We start from the raw sequence: 18,794 nt of genomic DNA on the forward strand, positions 1-18,794 counted from the left end.
TTGATTGATGATAATAAATAAAATCACATTATGATTTGGCAGCTAAGTATAAAAGATTCATCACCTAAATAATAGGAAAAGCGTATGCCAATGCTTTATAAAAAACGGAAAACTTTGCAAATTGGTGTGCATCGGCTGCAGAATCAATTTCAGTTTGTTTGGCTGAATACTGCACAACAAGTTCAATTTCTTTGCCTATCGGCAGAAGAACATTATATTGAAAGCGCACTTATGGTGCGTTTGGCACAAAATTTTTCACAAAATAATGTTAACTTTCGCTTGGTCGGAAGCATTTCCCCTCATCTTACTTGGTCGAAAACCTTACTTTTACCTCATACATTGAATGCGCAAGAATGTGAGCAACAATGCCATTTTGTCTTGCAAAAAGAATTGCCGATACCTCTTGAAGAACTTTGGTTTGATTACACTTCAACACCCTTAAAACAAGGCTTTCGATTGGATATTCACGCAATACGCCGACAAGTGGTAAATGAAGTGCAAAAGGATTATGGACAATTGTCGTTGGGTATATTGGATATTACACATTACGCTATTTTGCGCGCATTTCGTTTTATTTTAGGCGAAGATCGTGACAATTCCTTATATCTATATCAAGACGAAACTTATTGTTTTGCAATAATGGAATCGTTTCATCAGCAACAATTATTACAAACATCAGAAAATTTAACCGCACTTTACGAGCAATTTTGCCAACGTTTTGAACCTGAGATTGAGCATATTTACGTTTATCAAGCAGAGAATATTACACAAACCGACTTGCCTGAAAACTGGCAAAGAGTGAAGACTCAATTTCCTTTTATTGCGCTTGGAAACGCACTTTGGCAAATGGATTTACATCAAAATTCAGCGGATTTTCAACCGCACTTTTAAGTGAGAACTTCAATGAATGGGGTTAATTTATTGCCTTGGCGATTAGAACAATATCGGCAATTGCTATTTCTGTTTTTTATTCGAACGGTTGTGATATTGGTTTTGGCATTATTTTTATGGGTGGGGATTTCTTGGTTCCAGCAGCAACAGAAAGAAGCATTAAATGTACGGCTACAAACTTTTGAGCGACAGAAAAATCAATTGGTACAACTCGTTCGGCAAACCGCTCAAATCAAGCAACTTATGCAGAATGTTACCGAATTGCAAGCGCTAACATCTAAATCTGTTGAGCAGATTCTGACGCTGTTACCTCAATTTCCTTTTCAACAGGGAGAGCTGGAATCTTTTCATTTCAATAAAGAAGGGATTCGGTTCAATGGATTTTGCACCGAACAAGCTGAATTTGAAGTGTTCCGTGAATTTTTGAGTGCACATTTTGGTTCGCTCAAACTCACGCAATTTAAGCCGGAGCAAGGGCATTTGTTTTTTCAATTTGAGATTTCGGAAATCGAAGCGGGTGAAAAATGAAATCTCTTATTAAACATCGTATCGCTTTCATCGAAAAATGGTTGGCGTTACCGAAAATTTATCATTGGGCATTTTTTGTCGTTTGCCTAAGTGCGGTCAATTTTTCTGCCATTTTGGATTATTGGCAGGATTATCAACAATTGCAAAGAATGAAGTTGGAAGTGAAACAACAATCGGCAGAATTGGCGCATCAGGAAAAATTGCTTGTTGCGCTGAAACGGCATTCTGATCGGCACGAATTATCCCCAATGCTCACGAAACAAATTATCGCTTTAGATCAGCAAATTAACGATTTATTGAATGGTGAGGCTGAGATATTGAACTATCAATGGGATTTTTCAAGCCGCCCGATTTTACATATTCAGTTGGAAGGGCGTTTTCAAAATTTACATAAATTTTTAACCGCACTTTCAGAGCAACAAGCGGTGCTTTCTTTTGCGCAATTAGAAATGCAAAAAACGGAGCGTGGACAAGTGCAAAGCAATGTCATTTTACAACTTAAAAGAGAGGAATGAGAGTGCGAAGATTTTATTATGCAGGGCTTTGTTTTCTTATTTGCTTAGAAAGTATAGCCGCAGATCCTTTTGATCGCTTGCAGCGACAATCGGCGGACAACGCAATATCTCAATCTAAAGTACAGCGAACAAGATGTGTGTTCAATGAGCCTTCTCTTGCCACGGAAAGTGCATTTGAGCAGTTGAAATTGGTGGGGGCGGTGCTTTATAAGCATACATCTGAAGCGTTATTTTTGGATTCGAATCAAAAATTGATTGTTGCCAAACAAGGTTATCGTTTGGCACAAGAGGGGTATTTGTTGCAACAAATTAGCAAAGATGGTGTGGTGCTACTGCATGCAAAAGCAGGGCAGTGTGAGCAAACGGAAGCGTTGGAAGTCAGGTTTTAGGGGCAAAGATGAAAGGTGAGTTTAAAAAGTGCGGTCTATTTTTTCTGTGTTTTTGTTGTGCTTTTTCATCAATGGCGGAATTTAAGGAAAATCAAGTTTTTTCCATTCGATTAAAACAAGCCCCGATGGTTTCAAGCTTGCAAGAATTAGCCTTAGTGCAAGGAACGAATTTGATTATCGATGATGAAATCGAGGGTTCGCTTTCCTTGCAATTAGACAAGGTGGATTTTGATCGCATACTGCGCTCGGTGGCAAAAATGAAAGGGCTGTCGTTACGTGTGGAAGACGATATTTATTATTTGGGAAAACGAAGTACGGGTGAAACTTTTGCAACAGCCTATGTGGAAACATCACAAGCGGTCGCTAATGAAGCTTTTAAGGCAATGAAACCGAGCGAGCCTATGTTAATCAGCCGTACCGTCAAATTACATTTCGCCAAAGCTCTAGAGGTGATGAAGTCCCTTACAACGGGAAGCGGTTCGCTGTTATCTGCGCAAGGGAGCATTGCTTTTGATGATCGCAGCAATTTATTGATTATTCAAGATGAAGCAAAATCCGTCAAAAATATGCTGAAACTGATTGCAGAGTTAGATAAACCGATTGAACAAATCGCTATTGAAGCACGCATTGTTACGATTAGCGATGAAAGTTTAAAAGAATTAGGCGTACGTTGGGGGATTTTCACTCCCACGGAAAATACACACAGAGTAAGTGGGAGTTTAGCGGCAAATGGTTTTGCTAATTTAACGGATAATCTCAATGTGAATTTCGCCACCAATTCCACACCGGCAGGTTCTCTTGCTTTACAGGTGGCAAAGATTAACGGACGATTATTAGACTTGGAATTGACCGCACTTGAACGTGAAAATAATGTAGAAATTATCGCCAGCCCAAGGTTACTGACGACTAACAAGAAAAGTGCAAGCATTAAACAGGGAACGGAAATTCCCTATGTAGTGACAAGCGGCAAAAATGATACGCAAACGGTGGAATTTCGTGAGGCCGTGCTAGGGCTTGAGGTCACGCCGCATATTTCCAAAGATAACAATATTTTGTTGGATTTGTTAGTTAGCCAAAATTCACCGGGTAAGCGAGTATCTTACGGGCAGCAAAACAATGAAGTGGTATCTATCGACAAACAAGAAATCAATACGCAAGTTTTTGCGAAAGACGGGGAAACGATTGTATTAGGCGGTGTGTTTCACGATACTATCACCAAAGCGGTGGATAAAGTACCGGTGCTGGGGGATATTCCGTTGGTGAAACGATTGTTTAGTAAAGAAAGTGAACGCCATCAAAAGCGTGAGTTGGTTATTTTTGTTACACCTCATATTCTCAAGCAAGGCGAAACCCTGGAAAGCTTGAAGCAAAAAACGAAAAGCAGGAAGGGAAAGTAAAGTGCGGTCGGATTTTGCGAAATTTTGTCGCTTGTGAGGTGATAAGTCAGTATGATTTTATTCAAAACCTTTTTACCAAAAATGTCATCTTTCGTTGATACATTTTTTCGGTTTAGTTGTGTGTTGTGTCAGTCACCGCTAAAACAAGGTGCAAGCGGATTATGTTCGACCTGCCAAAGGCAAGTTCGGCGTTATATTTATTGCGGAAGTTGTGGTGCGCCGCTGCAATATTTTTCCCGCCATTGCGGGAATTGTCGGCGGAATGAACCTGCGTGGGATCGAATGGTTGTTGTCGGCTATTATCATGAACCGATTTCTTATCTCATTCATCGTTTTAAATTTCAAAAACAATTCTGGCTTGACCGCACTTTAGCACGTTTGTTGTTATTGGCGGTTTACGAGGCGAGGCGTACTCATGGTTTAAAATTTCCTCAAGCTATTATTCCCGTTCCCTTGTCTCATTTTCGTCAATGGCATCGTGGCTATAATCAATCGGATTTATTAGCAAAAGTATTAAGCAGGTGGCTTGAAATTCCTTGTTTCTCCCATATTGTTAAACGCGTGAAACATACGCCTACCCAGCGTGGATTAACCGCTGCCGCACGCCGTCAGAATTTAAAAAATGCTTTTAAGGTGAATTTTTCTAAACCTTTTCCTTATCAACGTATTGCATTGGTAGATGATGTGATCACGACCGGTTCTACGCTTAATGAAATCGCCAAACAATTGCGTAAATTAGGGGTACGGGAAATCCAAGTTTGGGGATTGGCACGTGCTTAATCAGAATTAGCGATAAGTATGATACTGATAAAAAAGTGGAAAAAATGCGGCGGTAGGCGTATCATCTCCGACAAATTTTCTCAAGTATTAAGGAATGTTATGGAAAATATTATTATTTCGGAAGCGGCGCAAGCGCATTTTCGTAAATTATTAGATACTCAAGAAGAGGGGACAAATATTCGTATTTTTGTGGTGAATCCCGGTACACCGAACGCTGAATGCGGCGTATCCTACTGCCCACCAAATGCGGTAGAAGAAAATGATACCGAAATAAAATATGAAGGTTTTTCCGCTTTTATTGATGAAGTGAGTTTACCGTTTTTGGAAGAAGCGGAAATTGATTATGTAACGGAAGAGCTTGGGGCTCAGCTCACCCTCAAAGCACCAAATGCTAAAATGCGTAAAGTGGCGGATGACGCACCGTTAATCGAGCGTGTCGAATATGTTATTCAAACCCAAATCAATCCACAATTAGCGAGCCATGGTGGGCGTATTACATTGATTGAAATTACAGATGACGGTTACGCTGTTTTACAATTCGGTGGCGGGTGTAACGGTTGCTCAATGGTGGACGTAACCTTAAAAGACGGAATTGAAAAACAACTAATCGGTTTATTCCCAAATGAATTGAAAGGTGCGAAAGATGTTACCGAACATCAGCGTGGGGAGCATTCCTACTATTGATGTAAATAAAATATGGGGGGCGTATTTATCTGCCCCCACATAGTTAAAAGCATTGTAAAGTGCGGTCACATATTCCCCAGTTTTTGTAATAATCTATCCATTGCCCGATATCCTAATGCTTCCGCCAAATGTGCTTGGGTAATTTGTTTTTCTCCGTTGAGATCGGCGATCGTTCGTGAGACTTTTAAAATTCTGTGATAGGCACGAACGGAAAGTCCTAATTTGTTCAACGCATTTTCTAAAAAAAGGGCTTCTTTTTCATTTAGTTTACAATCACGTTCAATTTCTTTACCGGTTAAGTAAGCGTTAATTTTTCCGGCTCTTGCCAATTGAATTTCCCGTACTTTTAATACTTTTTCTCTCACTTGAGTGCTGGTTTCTCCACGATCTCCGTTATGTTGTAGGCTGCCTTGTGGTAATAGCGGGACTTCAATAGATAAATCGAAACGATCTAAGAATGGCCCTGAAAGGCGATTTAAATATCGCATTATTTGTTGTGGTGAAGTTCGATTGTGCGTGCCGGTGTAATGTCCGGTAGGGCTGGGATTCATTGCTGCAACTAATTGAAAACGTGCCGGAAATTGAATCTTGGCATTCGCTCGTGAAATAATAATTTCACCGCTTTCCAGCGGTTGCCTTAGGGCATCAAGCACTTTGCGTTCAAATTCCGGCAATTCGTCTAAAAAAAGCACGCCATTATGTGCTAAGGAAATTTCTCCCGGTTTAGGAATCGTGCCACCGCCCACTAATGCCGGTAAAGAGGCGCTATGGTGTGGTGCGCGAAATGGACGTTGTTTCCAGTTGTGAAAATTCAGTTCATTTTGTACAAGGCTTGTAACGGAAGCCGTTTCAATCGCTTCTTGATCGGTCATTTCGGGTAAAAGTGCGGTTAATCGGCTGGCAAGCATTGTTTTACCGGTTCCCGGAGGACCGAGAAATAATAAATTGTGTTGACCGGCCGCCGCAATAGTGAGCGCGCGTTTCGCGTGTTGTTGTCCGATAATATCCGTTAAATCCAACGGATTTTTACGGGGAAAATTGACCGCACTTTCATCCGTTAATTCTGAAGCAAGGGGTAATTTTTCCTGATTATTAAGAAATTGCACCACATCTAAAAGTGTTTGTGCAAAATAGGTGTTTTGTTCGGAAACTAAGGAGGCTTCATTGGCATTTTGTTTTGCGATGATAAGCTCTCGTTTGGATTTTTGTGCAGCGATAATGGCAGGAATTACGCCGTGTACGCCACGTAAATGGCCGGTTAAGGCGAGTTCACCGACAAACTCAAATTGCTTTAAACGGGAGCCGTCAAGTTGATCCGATGCCGCAAGAATGCCGATTGCAATAGGGAGATCAAAACGCCCGCCTTCTTTTGGTAAATCTGCCGGTGCAAGATTGACGGTAATACGTTTTGCCGGATATTTGAATTGTGCATTCATCAATGCGCTACGGACACGATCTTGGGCTTCTTTTACGGTTTTTTCCGGCAATCCGACAAGGGTAAAGCCCGGTTTGCCATTACTTAAATGAACTTCAATGGTTACGAGAGGGGCTTGAACTCCCATAGAGGCGCGGCTGTAAACAATGGAGAGAGACATAAGATTCCTTAAATGCGTAAAATCTGTAGGAAACGGCACGAATCGTCTTGAAATGCGGGTAGGCGTATGCCATATACCCGTTAATTATTTTGTTGCAAGATTAGGTGCGGTTGTATTTAACGGATTTTTTGCACTATAAAAAAAGCCTGCGATGAAATCATTTATCACAGGCTGTTTTTACGATCCGGATCGCAAAATTTTCATTTTACTCGGTAAAAATCGGTGAAAACCAATCGTCTAATTTAGCGGAGAGTTTATCAATACCAATTTTATTTTGTGCGGAAAAGGCTTCCACTTGAATATCGCCTTGGAACGGAAGAATGGCTTCACGCACCATTTTCACTTGTTTGCTACGGGCGCTTTGACTTAATTTATCCGCTTTGGTAAGCAGTAAAAGTATCGGCAAATCCGCTGAAACCGCCCACTCAATCATTTGCTGATCGAGATCTTTTAATGGATGACGAATATCCATTAACACCACTAACCCCGCTAAACATTCACGTTTTTGCAAATATTCTCCCAAGGATTTCTGCCATTGGATTTTCATTTGTTCCGGTACCGCTGCATAGCCATAGCCCGGTAAATCTACTAATTTGCAGTTAGGTTCGACTTCAAATAAATTGATAAGCTGCGTGCGACCCGGCGTTTTCGAGGTTCGTGCAAGGTTTTTTTGGTTCGTCAGAGCATTGAGTGCGGTGGATTTTCCCGCATTCGAGCGACCGGCAAAGGCGATTTCAATTCCCGTGTCTTGCGGAATTGCACGGATATTAGGAGCGCTGGTTAAGAAGTGGGTTTTGTGATAATTCAGTTTTACTTCAGACATAAAAATTCCTGTGAATTGTGCATTAAGGCTCAATAAATCGGCGGGTAGCATACCATAGATTAGGCTTTGTTCGAAATGAAGACAAAAAGTGCGGTTGTTTTTGACCGCACTTAATATTTATGAGGTTCAGTATCTTTTTGTTTGAGTTTTAATCTTCGACAAAACTTAGTGCGGTTTCAACCACTTCAACGCCCGCCCCTTGTTTGAAGGCGTTTTCACTTAAATAACGGCGCCATTGGCGTGCGCCTTTACGGTTTTGGAAAGCACCCAGCATATGGCGGGCGATATGGTTCAAGTATACCCCTTGGCTAAGTTGTTGCTCAATGTAAGGTAACATAGCAAGCACGGCTTCTCGTGGTGTAACAATGGGAGCATTTTCATCAAAGAGTGCGTTGTCGATTGTGCCGAGTAAACTTGGGTTTTGATAGGCTTCACGACCGACCATTACACCATCGATAAATTGTAAATGCCGTTTCATTTCTTCTACGGTTTTAATGCCACCGTTTATCGCAATTTTTAGATGAGGAAAATCACGCTTTAATTGATAGACTCGTTCATAATCAAGAGGGGGAATTTCGCGATTTTCTTTTGGGCTTAAGCCGGAAAGCCAAGCTTTACGGGCGTGTATAATAAATTCGTTGCAGCCTTTATTTTGTACTTTTTCGATAAAATCGCATAAAAATTCGTAGCTATCCAGATTATCAATACCGATGCGTGTTTTCACCGTAACGGGAATGTTCACCGCACTTTGCATTTGTGCGATACATTCCGCCACCAGATTCACCTTTGCCATTAAGCAAGCACCGAACATTCCGTTTTGTACGCGATCAGAAGGACAGCCGACATTCAAATTGATTTCGTGGTAGCCGCGTTCTTCCGCTAACTTCGCACAATGCTTTAGCTGATCGGGAGCGCTTCCGCCTAATTGTAATGCGACGGGGTTTTCACGAGAGTCAAAATCTAAATGATCGTATTTGGCGTGAATAATCGCAGGAGACGTCACCATTTCTGTGTAGAGTAAGGCGTACTTAGAAAATTGGCGGTGAAAATAACGACAATGGCGAGTCGTCCAATCGAGCATCGGAGCAACGGAAAAACGTCCGCGATAAAAGTGCGGTTGATTTTGAGGCATTTTTATTTCTCTTGTTTATCGCGGTTGAGATCTTGTGCTTGAAGTTCTTGCATACGCTGACGAAAACGTCCCGCCGCGAAGTGATAAAAGGGTTTAGGGTTAAATTGGCGCGAGATTATGGCGGCAATAATACTGGAAATCAAGAGCCAAATGAGCATAGGCTGCGCCCCTGTCATTTCCATCACAACGACACTGGCTGTTACCGGTGATTGTGTGCCGCCCGCTAAAAATGCCGCCATACATAAAATGACAAGGAAACGTTGATCAACCGCGCCGTTGCTGAGTTCCCATAACATTGTGCCGATGCCGGCTCCGGTGGTGAGGGAGGGGGTGAAAATACCGCCTGCAATACCGTTCCAATACGTTGCGACGGTAGTGAAAAGTTTTAGGATACCGATTTCAGGATCAATAAGTTGCCCTTCTAATGCCCGTGCGACCACATCATAACCCGTGCCGTAAGTTTGCCCTTTGCTGTAAGTTCCTACGGCTGCAAGGAATAATCCGAGCAATAAGGCGACATAAATAGGGTGGCGGCGAAGCCATCCGCGCCATTTTTCAGGGGAGATAGCGGCAATGCCTTTGGCCAATAGGCGTCCAAAAATACCGCCGAGAATCCCGCAAGTAATACCGCAAACGATAAGCCACGAATAAAGATGGGGAACATCCGTTGCGCCTTTATAGGTGGGAAAGTAAGGGCTATTGCCTTCAATTGCAACCAAAATAAAGCCTGCAGCCAATACACCCATTAATACTCGGCGTTCCCAACGTAGCACAACACCGCGACCGAGTTCTTCAATAGCAAAGATAACACCTGCCAATGGTGCGTTAAAAGCCGCAGCCAACCCTCCGGCAGCACCTGTCGCCATAAGTTCGTTCGTGCTTAATCCTTTAAAAGCAAAATTATATTTTCGGCAGAAATTTCCCCACGCAAGCATCACTGCCGCTCCAACTTGCACGGAGGGGCCTTCACGTCCAACGGAAGCTCCTATAAGCATGGCTAAAAAAGTCAGTGGAATTTTCCACAGGGTTTGCCCGAAAGCCAGCAGTTTGGTTTTGTAATTACTGTGCGGGAGATTGATGGATGCAATCACTTGCGGGATACCGCTGCCGCTTACATAAGGCGTAAATTTTGTGGTGAACCAAGTGAGTAAGGCTAGTCCGATGGGGAGTGCAAACCAAACGGCAAGGGGATATCGGGTTGACCAAGAGGCGTTGAGTTCTAATCCTATATCCGCCAGTTTTGCAAAACCGAGCGAAAAAACCGCCACAAGCGTAGCTCCGATAATAAGACAGGCAAATTCCAAAGTTTTACGTGAAATCCGGTGTGTTTGGCGGAGTTTTTTGTGATAGAAGTATTGTGTGCGGATGCGGATTGTTCGTAGCATTGATATGATGGTTTTCGGTTTTTGCGAAATTATAAATCGGCTTAAGTCATTGGGCAATCGGAGAAGGTTAATCCTTTGAAAAATTGTTTATTTTTGACCGCACTTTTTTGATCTAAGCGGATCTTTATTGGGATCCGACTCTTTGTTTACTTATTGACAAGTGTGCGTATAGCGATTAAAATTCGCCGTCTATTTCTGTATGGAAGTAGATTTTTTGAACAACATTCTATTATTGAATAACATTTAAACTGGAGCTTTTTTAATGGCAACTATCAACCAGCTAGTACGCAAACCGCGTGTGAAAAAGGTTGTAAAAAGCAACGTTCCTGCATTAGAGGCTTGCCCGCAGAAACGTGGTGTATGTACTCGTGTATATACTACAACTCCTAAAAAACCTAACTCAGCGTTACGTAAAGTATGTCGTATTCGCTTAACTAACGGTTTTGAAGTAACTTCTTATATCGGTGGTGAAGGTCACAACCTTCAAGAGCACAGTGTTGTATTAATCCGTGGTGGTCGTGTTAAAGACTTACCGGGTGTGCGTTACCACACAGTACGCGGCGCATTAGACTGTGCAGGCGTTAAAGATCGTAAACAAGGTCGTTCTAAATACGGCGTTAAACGTCCTAAAGCTTAATGGTTCTCCGTTAAGTAAGGCCAAACGTCTAAATTAGCAAAACAATTTAAACCATAAACTCCAGTAAAAAAGCGCTTTGCGCTGCAAAGTTTCTCAATGAGAAATATTGCTGATGGGTTTTGGATATCCTGAAGATTAAAATACGGAGAAATCGCAATGCCACGTCGTCGTAGTGTTGAACCACGCAAGATTCTTCCAGATCCGAAATTCGGTTCAGAATTACTTGCAAAATTTATTAATGTAATCATGGTAGACGGTAAAAAATCCGTTGCCGAATCAATCGTTTACGGTGCGTTAGAAACTTTATCTCAACGTACCGGTAAAGAACCTTTAGAAGCATTTGAAGCGGCACTTGAAAATGTGCGTCCGACCGTTGAGGTTAAATCCCGTCGTGTTGGTGGTTCTACTTACCAAGTACCGGTTGAAGTACGTCCGGTTCGTCGTAACGCATTAGGTATGCGTTGGATTGTTGAAGCTGCACGTAAACGCGGTGACAAATCAATGGCTTTACGTCTTGCAAATGAATTGTCGGATGCATCCGATAACAAAGGCGCAGCAGTGAAAAAACGTGAAGATGTTCACCGTATGGCTGAAGCCAATAAAGCATTTGCTCACTACCGTTGGTAATAAGCTTTTGAATTTAAAGGGCTTCATCATTGATGAAGCCTTACCCTTATATAAATATATATTAAACTAAACAAGGTTATAATAATGGCACGTACAACTCCTATTGAAAGATATCGCAATATCGGTATTAGTGCGCACATTGATGCGGGTAAAACAACTACTACTGAACGTATCTTATTCTATACAGGTGTGAGCCACAAAATCGGTGAAGTACACGATGGTGCGGCAACAATGGACTGGATGGAACAAGAGCAAGAGCGCGGTATCACTATTACCTCTGCGGCAACGACTGCTTTCTGGTCTGGTATGTCACAGCAATTCCCACAACATCGTATTAACGTTATCGATACTCCGGGACACGTGGACTTTACTGTTGAAGTAGAACGTTCTATGCGTGTTCTTGATGGTGCGGTAATGGTTTACTGTGCGGTGGGTGGTGTTCAGCCTCAATCAGAAACAGTATGGCGTCAAGCTAACAAATATGAAGTTCCACGTATCGCGTTCGTTAATAAAATGGACCGTACCGGTGCGAATTTCTTACGTGTTGTTGAACAGTTAAAAACCCGTTTAGGAGCGAATGCCGTTCCTCTTCAACTTCCAATCGGTGCAGAAGATAATTTCACCGGCGTAGTTGACTTGATCAAAATGAAAGCAATCAACTGGAACGAAGCCGATCAAGGTATGACCTTCACTTATGAAGATATTCCTGCCGATATGGTCGCAGACTGTGAAGAATGGCGTCAAAACCTAGTTGATGCAGCGGCTGAAGCATCAGAAGAATTGATGGAAAAATACCTCGGCGGTGAAGATTTAACTGAAGAAGAGATCAAACTCGGTCTTCGCCAACGTGTATTAGCGAATGAAATTATCTTAGTAACCTGTGGTTCTGCATTCAAAAACAAAGGTGTTCAAGCGATGCTTGATGCGGTTGTTGAATACTTGCCTGCGCCAACTGATATTCCGGCAATTAAAGGGATTAACCCGGATGAAACCGAAGGTGAGCGTCATGCAAGTGATGATGAACCGTTCTCTTCACTCGCATTCAAAATCGCAACAGACCCGTTTGTAGGTAACTTGACCTTCTTCCGTGTGTACTCAGGTGTCATTAACTCAGGTGATACCGTGTTGAACTCTGTGCGTCAAAAACGTGAACGTTTTGGTCGTATTGTTCAAATGCATGCGAATAAACGTGAAGAAATTAAAGAAGTTCGCGCCGGTGATATTGCGGCGGCAATCGGCTTAAAAGATGTTACCACCGGTGATACATTGTGTGCGATTGAAGCTCCAATCATCCTTGAACGTATGGAGTTCCCTGAGCCTGTAATTTCTGTTGCGGTAGAACCTAAGACAAAAGCAGACCAAGAGAAAATGGGTATTGCGTTAGGTCGCTTGGCGCAGGAAGACCCTTCATTCCGTGTTCATACTGATGAAGAATCCGGTGAGACAATTATTTCCGGTATGGGTGAATTGCACTTGGATATCATCGTTGACCGTATGAAGCGTGAGTTCAAAGTAGAAGCGAATATCGGTAAACCGCAAGTATCTTACCGTGAAACAATCCGTACTCGTGTTAACGATGTTGAAGGTAAACACGCTAAACAATCCGGTGGTCGCGGTCAATACGGTCACGTTGTTATTGACTTGTACCCATTAGAGCCGGAAGGTCCGGGTTATGAGTTCGTGAATGAAATCAAAGGTGGTGTGATTCCCGGTGAATATATTCCTGCCGTTGATAAAGGTATTCAAGAACAACTTAAATCAGGTCCATTAGCAGGTTATCCGGTAGTTGATCTTGGTGTTCGTTTACACTTCGGTTCATACCATGATGTAGACTCATCTGAATTGGCGTTTAAACTTGCAGCTTCTTTAGCATTTAAAGCAGCGTTCGCAAAAGCAAACCCAGTCCTACTTGAGCCGATCATGAAAGTGGAAGTTGAAACTCCACCTGAGTATGTGGGTGATGTTATTGGTGATTTAAGCCGTCGTCGTGCTATGGTTAACGGTCAAGAAGCGAATGAATTCGTTGTTAAAATTGACGCAGAAGTTCCTCTTTCTGAAATGTTCGGTTATGCAACGGACTTACGTTCACAAACTCAAGGTCGTGCATCATACTCAATGGAACCGTTAAAATATGCTGAAGCTCCGACAAGTGTTGCGGCTGCAGTAATTGAAGCGCGTAAAAAATAATTTTTGTAAACCAGCGGTGTAAAATAACTTTGTTTTATACCGCACTTTTAGGAAATATTAGCAATGTCTAAAGAAAAATTTGAACGTACAAAACCGCACGTAAACGTGGGTACAATCGGCCACGTTGACCACGGTAAAACAACTTTAACAGCAGCGATCACAACCGTATTAGCAAAACACTACGGTGGAGCGGCTCGCGCATTTGACCAAATTGATAACGCGCCGGAAGAAAAAGCGCGTGGTATCACCATCAACACCTCACACGTTGAATACGATACCCCGACCCGTCACTACGCACACGTAGACTGTCCGGGACACGCCGACTATGTAAAAAACATGATTACCGGTGCGGCACAAATGGATGGTGCGATTCTAGTCGTAGCGGCAACAGACGGTCCAATGCCACAAACCCGTGAACACATCTTATTAGGTCGCCAAGTAGGTGTACCTTACATCATCGTATTCTTAAACAAATGCGATATGGTAGATGATGAAGAATTATTAGAATTAGTAGAGATGGAAGTACGTGAACTTCTTTCTCAATATGACTTCCCGGGTGATGACACACCAATCGTACGCGGTTCAGCCTTAAAAGCATTAGAAGGCGATGCAGCGTGGGAAGAAAAAATCCTAGAATTAGCAAACCACTTAGACACTTACATTCCGGAGCCTGAGCGTGCGATTGACCAACCGTTCCTTCTTCCGATTGAAGACGTATTCTCAATTTCAGGTCGTGGAACAGTAGTAACGGGTCGTGTAGAGCGTGGAATTATCCGTACGGGTGATGAAGTTGAAATCGTTGGTATCAAAGAGACAGCGAAAACAACCGTAACGGGTGTAGAAATGTTCCGTAAATTACTTGACGAAGGTCGTGCGGGTGAAAACATCGGTGCATTATTACGTGGTACGAAACGTGAAGAAATCGAACGTGGTCAAGTATTAGCGAAACCGGGTTCAATCACCCCACACACAGACTTCGAATCAGAAGTGTACGTATTATCGAAAGATGAAGGTGGTCGTCATACTCCGTTCTTCAAAGGTTACCGTCCACAATTCTATTTCCGTACGACAGACGTAACGGGTACAATTGAGTTACCGGAAGGTGTTGAAATGGTAATGCCTGGAGATAACATCAAAATGACGGTAAGCTTGATTCACCCGATTGCGATGGACCAAGGTTTACGTTTTGCGATTCGTGAAGGTGGTCGTACAGTAGGTGCGGGCGTAGTAGCGAAAATTATCAAATAATGAATTTGATGATTAAAGATTGAATAAGAAGGCAGGTCGGGAGATCTGCCTTTTGTCTATTTGATAATGACTAGTGCTTGAAGTTTAATCAAAAAGTGCGGTCATTTTTATGGAATAGAAATGTTTCAGAGGATTTTCTATGTTAAAACAACCCTTTCGAGCAGTTGTCTCGGATCTTGACGGTACTTTATTAAATACCAACCACATGATTGGTGACTTTACTATTGATACTTTAAATAAGTTAGAGCAGCAGGGAACTGACATTATTCTTGCAACAGGAAGGAATCACACAGACGTTTCTTCTATTCTTGGAAAAATAGGTGCGGAACGTGCGGTAATGATCACATCAAACGGGGCAAGAGCTAGAGACCTTGAGGGAAATCTTATTTATAGTAATAGTTTACCGGAAGATGTTGTATTTGAATTGTATAAAACCCCCTTCGATGATGATAGAGTTTGTTTAAATGCTTACCATGATGAAGGCTGGTTTATTAATAGGGATGTACCGGTTCTAAAAAAATTTCATCAAGACTCCAATTTTATGTATGAAGTGGTTGATTTTTCTCAGCATCATGCGCGTGCAGTAGAAAAACTCTTCTTTATTGGTAAAACACCGGAAGATTTAGTGGGTGTTGAGCGATATTTACGTGAACATTTTGGTGATAGAACAACGATAGTTTATTCCGCATTAACGTGTTTAGAGGTTATGAATAAAGATGTTTCTAAAGGTAGCGCTTTAAAATATGTGTTAGCTCAACGAGATTATAATTTAGAAGATTGTATTGCTTTCGGAGATGGAATGAATGATGTGGAAATGTTAACGAATGTGGGAAAAGGTTGCATAATGGAGAATGCTGATATTCGTTTAAAGCAGGCCTGCCCATCGCTTGAACAAATTGGCTCAAATAAAGATGAAGCTGTCGCACAATATCTTAGAGACATTTTTGGAATAAAATAATGTGGCAATCATTATTATGTGTGGGGAGTGGGGCAATCCTTGGCGCATTAGGCCGCTGGGGATTAAGTCAATGGCTTAATCCTTTCTTTTCTTCCATCGCATTTGGCACATTGCTGGCTAATCTGATTGGATGTTTTTTGATGGGGATAGTTATTGCTATATTTTGGCAATATCCACAAGTCAGTACACTGTGGAAATTATTTATTGTTACCGGATTTCTCGGGTCGCTTACGACTTTTTCCTCTTTTTCCGGTGAAGTGATTGAACAACTTATGTCTGAGAAATGGTTTAACGGTATTACCGTCATTTTTGTTCATTTATTTGGAGGATTGATTTGTACTATTTTGGGGATTTTATTGTGCAAACTATTCATTAAATTCTAGGCTAAAAATTATCTTCCGGAGCAGAACCGATAAAGTCGGAAAATTCTTCACCGGAAAAACCATGAGAAAGCATATATTGCCAAATTTTTTGCTTATTTTTTAGTGTTTGCTTTTCGGTATAATTCGGAAATTTTTTTCTTAATGTCGTAAGAACAACAGATTCCCAATCTACATTCGTTTCAGAAAGGGTTTCTTCAATAACATCTGTTGTTATACCTTTTAATTGGTGAAGTTCTTGTCTAATTCGATTAATGCCATATCCTCGTTGGGAACGGGCGTTAATATAGTTTTCTGCGAAACGTTTATCATTTTGCCAGTTTTTTTGCTGACAATAAGCTAATACGTTTTCGATCTCTTCTTCGGAAAAGTTTTTTTCCTGCATTTTATTGCGGAGTTCAAATTCACTGTATTCGCGGCGTGCCAGTAAATTTATGACATAATTTAAAGCCATTGTTTTTTCCATAAAAAGTGCGGTCAAAATTTAACGAGAAATTTCACAATTATGTTAGACACAGTTGCTACAAAATCGTTATTTAACAATATTTGTGCAACTGCTACATAATAATGAGAAATTTGACCGCACTTGATCAAGGTTAAAGACTATTCTAATTCTTCTGAAGAATCCTGTTCGGCTTGTTCAATATCCGCCATAAGTGATTGTTCAGGGTTCGCAACTAATTCGGCGCGGAGTTTAGATTCTAGCTCTCCCGCTTTTTCCGGATTTTCGTGTAGCCATTTCATTGCATTGGCTTTACCTTGACCAATTTTCTCACCATTATAGGCATACCAAGCACCTGATTTATCGACGAGTTTATGTTTTACACCGAGTTCAATCAATTCACCGGCTTTTGAAATTCCTTCCCCATAAAGAATTTGGAAGTCTACTTGGCGGAATGGCGCGGCAAGTTTGTTTTTTACTACTTTTACTTTTGTTTCATTACCGATAATTTCATCACCATCTTTTACAGAGCCGGTGCGACGAATGTCTAAGCGAACGGAAGAGTAGAATTTAAGCGCATTACCGCCGGTCGTTGTTTCAGGATTACCGAACATTACCCCGATTTTCATACGGATTTGGTTGATAAAGATAACCAAACAGTTAGCATTTTTAATTTGACCGGTTAATTTACGTAACGCTTGAGACATTAAGCGGGCTTGTAAACCCATATGGGAATCTCCCATATCTCCTTCAATTTCCGCTTTTGGTGTAAGTGCGGCGACAGAGTCCACAATAACTACATCAACCGCACCGGAGCGAACAAGAGCATCACAGATTTCAAGCGCCTGTTCACCATTGTCCGGCTGAGAAACCAGCAATTCCTTTACATCAACCCCAAGTTTCGCCGCATAAATAGGATCAAGAGCGTGCTCGGCATCAATAAAGGCACAGGTTTTGCCTGCTTTTTGTGCTTGAGCGATAACGGAGAGGGTTAGTGTGGTTTTACCGGAAGACTCCGGTCCAAAAATCTCAACGATACGCCCCATTGGTAAACCGCCGATACCTAATGCAACATCCAAACCGATTGATCCTGTTGAGATTGATTCAACATCAAGTGTTTTGGTGTCCCCCAATTTCATGATCGAGCCTTTACCGAATTGTTTTTCAATTTGCCCTAATGCCGCAGCAAGTGCTTTTTGTTTTTCTTCTTGAGTTGCCATTTTTTAACCTTTTTGCGTTGTCAAATTTTTGTAGATTGTATCTGTATTGATATACAGTATCAAGTGAATTTTTATCTTTGTGATAAAAATGTGAATCTGATCGTAAACATAGAAGAGGAAAAGGCGAAAATACAGAAATTATACTTTTAACTAAAAGGCGTTTTTGATTTTTCAAAAACGCCTTACTTGTTAAGCCAATAATTTTCTTGCGGCTTCAACCACCACTGAAATTGCTTTTTCTTCAGTGTCTTTGATTGTTGCCTCATTTGGGATTTCTTGTTGGGTGCGGTTTACGATTGCGCCCGCAACCATTCCTCCCCGTAGTCCCAAGGCATTACACATAGTAAATAGTGTTGCCGCCTCCATTTCATAGTTCATTACATTGAGGTCTTGCCATTGTTTGAGTGAACCTTGATAAGCGCGATAAACCTTGCCGCTGTAGGTGTCGTAACGTTCTTGACCCGGATAGAAGGTGTCTGATGAGGCGGTAATACCTACCAAAGGTTTAATACCTTTTTCTTTTGCAGCATTGAATAATGCGGTGACACATTCAAAATCTGCCACGGCAGGGTATTCTAGAGGGGCGAAATGTAAGCTTGCTCCGTCTAAACGCACCGCTCCTGTGGTGACTAGGATGTCGCCTACATTAATATGCGGTTGAATTGCTCCGGTTGTACCGATACGTAAGAATGTACGCACGCCAAGTTGTGCTAATTCTTCCACGCAAATGGAGGTTGAAGGGCCGCCAATACCGGTAGAACAAACCACAAGAGGCTGACCGTTCAGATAGCCAAGCCAAGAAGTAAATTCTCGGGTACTGGTGAGAAATTCCGGGTTCTCCAAATGTTTGGCGATACGCTCGGTACGTGCCGGATCACCGGGAATTATAGCGAGAGTCGCACCTTTTAATTGGGCTTTCGTTAAGTTTAAGTGAAAGACATCTGACATAGTTTTCTCCTTATAAATAGCGGTAAAA

The 18,794-nt window shown here is 41.8% G+C and carries 20 protein-coding genes; 13 read left to right on the top strand and 7 right to left on the bottom strand.

Annotated features, from left to right (window positions below):
• Positions 1-84 precede the first annotated feature (84 nt).
• The 7 genes from HEMROJRC1_RS05470 to nfuA all read left to right on the top strand — a co-directional run bounded on the left by HEMROJRC1_RS05470 (position 85) and on the right by nfuA (position 5,184).
• Positions 85-891 (top strand): competence protein ComA, encoded by an 807-nt coding sequence (locus HEMROJRC1_RS05470; RefSeq protein ID WP_226691992.1) that lies wholly within the window; start codon positions 85-87, stop codon positions 889-891.
• Between the two features lie 12 nt (positions 892-903).
• On the top strand, positions 904-1,419 hold the full coding sequence (locus HEMROJRC1_RS05475; protein ID WP_226691993.1) for a PilN domain-containing protein: 516 nt from the start codon (positions 904-906) through the stop codon (positions 1,417-1,419).
• Positions 1,416-1,934, top strand: a complete 519-nt coding sequence (locus HEMROJRC1_RS05480) for a hypothetical protein (RefSeq protein WP_226691994.1) — start codon at positions 1,416-1,418, stop codon at positions 1,932-1,934. Before HEMROJRC1_RS05475 ends, HEMROJRC1_RS05480 begins: the two co-directional genes overlap by 4 nt.
• Before the next feature lie 2 nt (positions 1,935-1,936).
• Positions 1,937-2,323 (top strand): hypothetical protein, encoded by a 387-nt coding sequence (locus tag HEMROJRC1_RS05485; RefSeq protein WP_226691995.1) that lies wholly within the window; start codon positions 1,937-1,939, stop codon positions 2,321-2,323.
• Positions 2,324-2,331: 8 nt separating this feature from the next.
• Positions 2,332-3,720 (top strand): type IV pilus secretin PilQ, encoded by a 1,389-nt coding sequence (locus HEMROJRC1_RS05490; RefSeq protein WP_226691996.1) that lies wholly within the window; start codon positions 2,332-2,334, stop codon positions 3,718-3,720.
• A gap of 51 nt (positions 3,721-3,771) precedes the next feature.
• A complete protein-coding gene (locus HEMROJRC1_RS05495; protein WP_226691997.1) occupies positions 3,772-4,500 on the top strand; it encodes a double zinc ribbon domain-containing protein in 729 nt (242 codons plus the stop codon).
• A gap of 99 nt (positions 4,501-4,599) precedes the next feature.
• Positions 4,600-5,184 carry a Fe-S biogenesis protein NfuA gene (nfuA, locus tag HEMROJRC1_RS05500; RefSeq protein WP_226691998.1) on the top strand — a complete coding sequence of 195 codons (585 nt, stop codon included), beginning with the start codon at positions 4,600-4,602 and terminating at the stop codon, positions 5,182-5,184.
• 65 nt (positions 5,185-5,249) lie between these two features.
• Here the strand turns inward: nfuA and HEMROJRC1_RS05505 are convergent, their stop codons facing one another.
• The 4 genes from HEMROJRC1_RS05505 to HEMROJRC1_RS05520 form a co-directional block, all read right to left on the bottom strand.
• Positions 5,250-6,779, bottom strand: a complete 1,530-nt coding sequence (locus tag HEMROJRC1_RS05505) for a YifB family Mg chelatase-like AAA ATPase (protein ID WP_226691999.1) — start codon at positions 6,777-6,779, stop codon at positions 5,250-5,252.
• 205 nt (positions 6,780-6,984) lie between these two features.
• Complete coding sequence (gene yihA, locus HEMROJRC1_RS05510) at positions 6,985-7,602, bottom strand: ribosome biogenesis GTP-binding protein YihA/YsxC (protein WP_226692000.1); 618 nt, start codon at positions 7,600-7,602, stop codon at positions 6,985-6,987.
• Between the two features lie 148 nt (positions 7,603-7,750).
• The gene (gene dusA, locus HEMROJRC1_RS05515) at positions 7,751-8,734 is read right to left on the bottom strand and encodes a tRNA dihydrouridine(20/20a) synthase DusA (RefSeq protein ID WP_226692001.1); all 984 of its coding nucleotides are present in this window, start codon (positions 8,732-8,734) and stop codon (positions 7,751-7,753) included.
• A 2-nt stretch (positions 8,735-8,736) separates the two neighbouring features.
• Complete coding sequence (locus HEMROJRC1_RS05520; RefSeq protein ID WP_226692002.1) at positions 8,737-10,119, bottom strand: chloride channel protein; 1,383 nt, start codon at positions 10,117-10,119, stop codon at positions 8,737-8,739.
• 262 nt (positions 10,120-10,381) lie between these two features.
• Here HEMROJRC1_RS05520 and rpsL point away from each other — a divergent pair, with 262 nt between their 5' ends.
• The 6 genes from rpsL to crcB all read left to right on the top strand — a co-directional run bounded on the left by rpsL (position 10,382) and on the right by crcB (position 16,159).
• The gene (gene rpsL / locus HEMROJRC1_RS05525) at positions 10,382-10,756 is read left to right on the top strand and encodes a 30S ribosomal protein S12 (protein WP_005543325.1); all 375 of its coding nucleotides are present in this window, start codon (positions 10,382-10,384) and stop codon (positions 10,754-10,756) included.
• A 156-nt stretch (positions 10,757-10,912) separates the two neighbouring features.
• Positions 10,913-11,383 carry a 30S ribosomal protein S7 gene (gene rpsG, locus HEMROJRC1_RS05530; protein ID WP_226692003.1) on the top strand — a complete coding sequence of 157 codons (471 nt, stop codon included), beginning with the start codon at positions 10,913-10,915 and terminating at the stop codon, positions 11,381-11,383.
• Positions 11,384-11,467: 84 nt separating this feature from the next.
• Entirely contained in the window at positions 11,468-13,570 is a 2,103-nt protein-coding gene (gene fusA / locus HEMROJRC1_RS05535) for an elongation factor G (protein WP_226692004.1), read from the top strand.
• A gap of 63 nt (positions 13,571-13,633) precedes the next feature.
• Positions 13,634-14,818 (top strand): elongation factor Tu, encoded by a 1,185-nt coding sequence (gene tuf, locus HEMROJRC1_RS05540; RefSeq protein WP_226692005.1) that lies wholly within the window; start codon positions 13,634-13,636, stop codon positions 14,816-14,818.
• Between the two features lie 139 nt (positions 14,819-14,957).
• Positions 14,958-15,776 carry a Cof-type HAD-IIB family hydrolase gene (locus HEMROJRC1_RS05545; RefSeq protein WP_226692006.1) on the top strand — a complete coding sequence of 273 codons (819 nt, stop codon included), beginning with the start codon at positions 14,958-14,960 and terminating at the stop codon, positions 15,774-15,776.
• A complete protein-coding gene (gene crcB / locus HEMROJRC1_RS05550) occupies positions 15,776-16,159 on the top strand; it encodes a fluoride efflux transporter CrcB (protein ID WP_226692007.1) in 384 nt (127 codons plus the stop codon). The genes HEMROJRC1_RS05545 and crcB overlap by 1 nt, the downstream gene beginning before the upstream one ends.
• A gap of 1 nt (position 16,160) precedes the next feature.
• On the opposite strand, the gene recX is transcribed toward crcB, so the two are convergent.
• From recX to udp, 3 genes are all read right to left on the bottom strand, one after another.
• Complete coding sequence (gene recX / locus HEMROJRC1_RS05555; RefSeq protein WP_226692008.1) at positions 16,161-16,622, bottom strand: recombination regulator RecX; 462 nt, start codon at positions 16,620-16,622, stop codon at positions 16,161-16,163.
• Positions 16,623-16,759: 137 nt separating this feature from the next.
• The gene (gene recA, locus HEMROJRC1_RS05560) at positions 16,760-17,818 is read right to left on the bottom strand and encodes a recombinase RecA (RefSeq protein WP_226692009.1); all 1,059 of its coding nucleotides are present in this window, start codon (positions 17,816-17,818) and stop codon (positions 16,760-16,762) included.
• A gap of 189 nt (positions 17,819-18,007) precedes the next feature.
• Positions 18,008-18,766, bottom strand: coding sequence for a uridine phosphorylase (gene udp / locus HEMROJRC1_RS05565; RefSeq protein WP_226692010.1), 759 nt, complete (start codon positions 18,764-18,766; stop codon positions 18,008-18,010).
• Between the last annotated feature and the right edge of the window lie 28 nt (positions 18,767-18,794).

The organism is Rodentibacter sp. JRC1, from assembly GCF_020521555.1.
Classification (GTDB): domain Bacteria; phylum Pseudomonadota; class Gammaproteobacteria; order Enterobacterales; family Pasteurellaceae; genus Rodentibacter; species Rodentibacter abscessus.

What these genes read in the sequence shown, in the direction of transcription:
- HEMROJRC1_RS05490 (WP_226691996.1), top strand. Translation starts at nt 2,332, where the DNA reads ATGAAAGGTGAGTTTAAAAAGTGCGGTCTATTTTTTCTGTGTTTTTGT.
- HEMROJRC1_RS05475 (WP_226691993.1), top strand. Translation starts at nt 904, where the DNA reads ATGAATGGGGTTAATTTATTGCCTTGGCGATTAGAACAATATCGGCAA.
- nfuA (WP_226691998.1), top strand. Translation starts at nt 4,600, where the DNA reads ATGGAAAATATTATTATTTCGGAAGCGGCGCAAGCGCATTTTCGTAAA.
- HEMROJRC1_RS05495 (WP_226691997.1), top strand. Translation starts at nt 3,772, where the DNA reads ATGATTTTATTCAAAACCTTTTTACCAAAAATGTCATCTTTCGTTGAT.
- HEMROJRC1_RS05470 (WP_226691992.1), top strand. Translation starts at nt 85, where the DNA reads ATGCCAATGCTTTATAAAAAACGGAAAACTTTGCAAATTGGTGTGCAT.
- rpsG (WP_226692003.1), top strand. Translation starts at nt 10,913, where the DNA reads ATGCCACGTCGTCGTAGTGTTGAACCACGCAAGATTCTTCCAGATCCG.
- HEMROJRC1_RS05520 (WP_226692002.1), bottom strand. Translation starts at nt 10,119, where the DNA reads ATGCTACGAACAATCCGCATCCGCACACAATACTTCTATCACAAAAAA.
- crcB (WP_226692007.1), top strand. Translation starts at nt 15,776, where the DNA reads ATGTGGCAATCATTATTATGTGTGGGGAGTGGGGCAATCCTTGGCGCA.
- HEMROJRC1_RS05545 (WP_226692006.1), top strand. Translation starts at nt 14,958, where the DNA reads ATGTTAAAACAACCCTTTCGAGCAGTTGTCTCGGATCTTGACGGTACT.
- HEMROJRC1_RS05480 (WP_226691994.1), top strand. Translation starts at nt 1,416, where the DNA reads ATGAAATCTCTTATTAAACATCGTATCGCTTTCATCGAAAAATGGTTG.
- dusA (WP_226692001.1), bottom strand. Translation starts at nt 8,734, where the DNA reads ATGCCTCAAAATCAACCGCACTTTTATCGCGGACGTTTTTCCGTTGCT.
- rpsL (WP_005543325.1), top strand. Translation starts at nt 10,382, where the DNA reads ATGGCAACTATCAACCAGCTAGTACGCAAACCGCGTGTGAAAAAGGTT.
- yihA (WP_226692000.1), bottom strand. Translation starts at nt 7,602, where the DNA reads ATGTCTGAAGTAAAACTGAATTATCACAAAACCCACTTCTTAACCAGC.
- fusA (WP_226692004.1), top strand. Translation starts at nt 11,468, where the DNA reads ATGGCACGTACAACTCCTATTGAAAGATATCGCAATATCGGTATTAGT.
- recA (WP_226692009.1), bottom strand. Translation starts at nt 17,818, where the DNA reads ATGGCAACTCAAGAAGAAAAACAAAAAGCACTTGCTGCGGCATTAGGG.
- HEMROJRC1_RS05505 (WP_226691999.1), bottom strand. Translation starts at nt 6,779, where the DNA reads ATGTCTCTCTCCATTGTTTACAGCCGCGCCTCTATGGGAGTTCAAGCC.
- udp (WP_226692010.1), bottom strand. Translation starts at nt 18,766, where the DNA reads ATGTCAGATGTCTTTCACTTAAACTTAACGAAAGCCCAATTAAAAGGT.
- tuf (WP_226692005.1), top strand. Translation starts at nt 13,634, where the DNA reads ATGTCTAAAGAAAAATTTGAACGTACAAAACCGCACGTAAACGTGGGT.
- recX (WP_226692008.1), bottom strand. Translation starts at nt 16,622, where the DNA reads ATGGAAAAAACAATGGCTTTAAATTATGTCATAAATTTACTGGCACGC.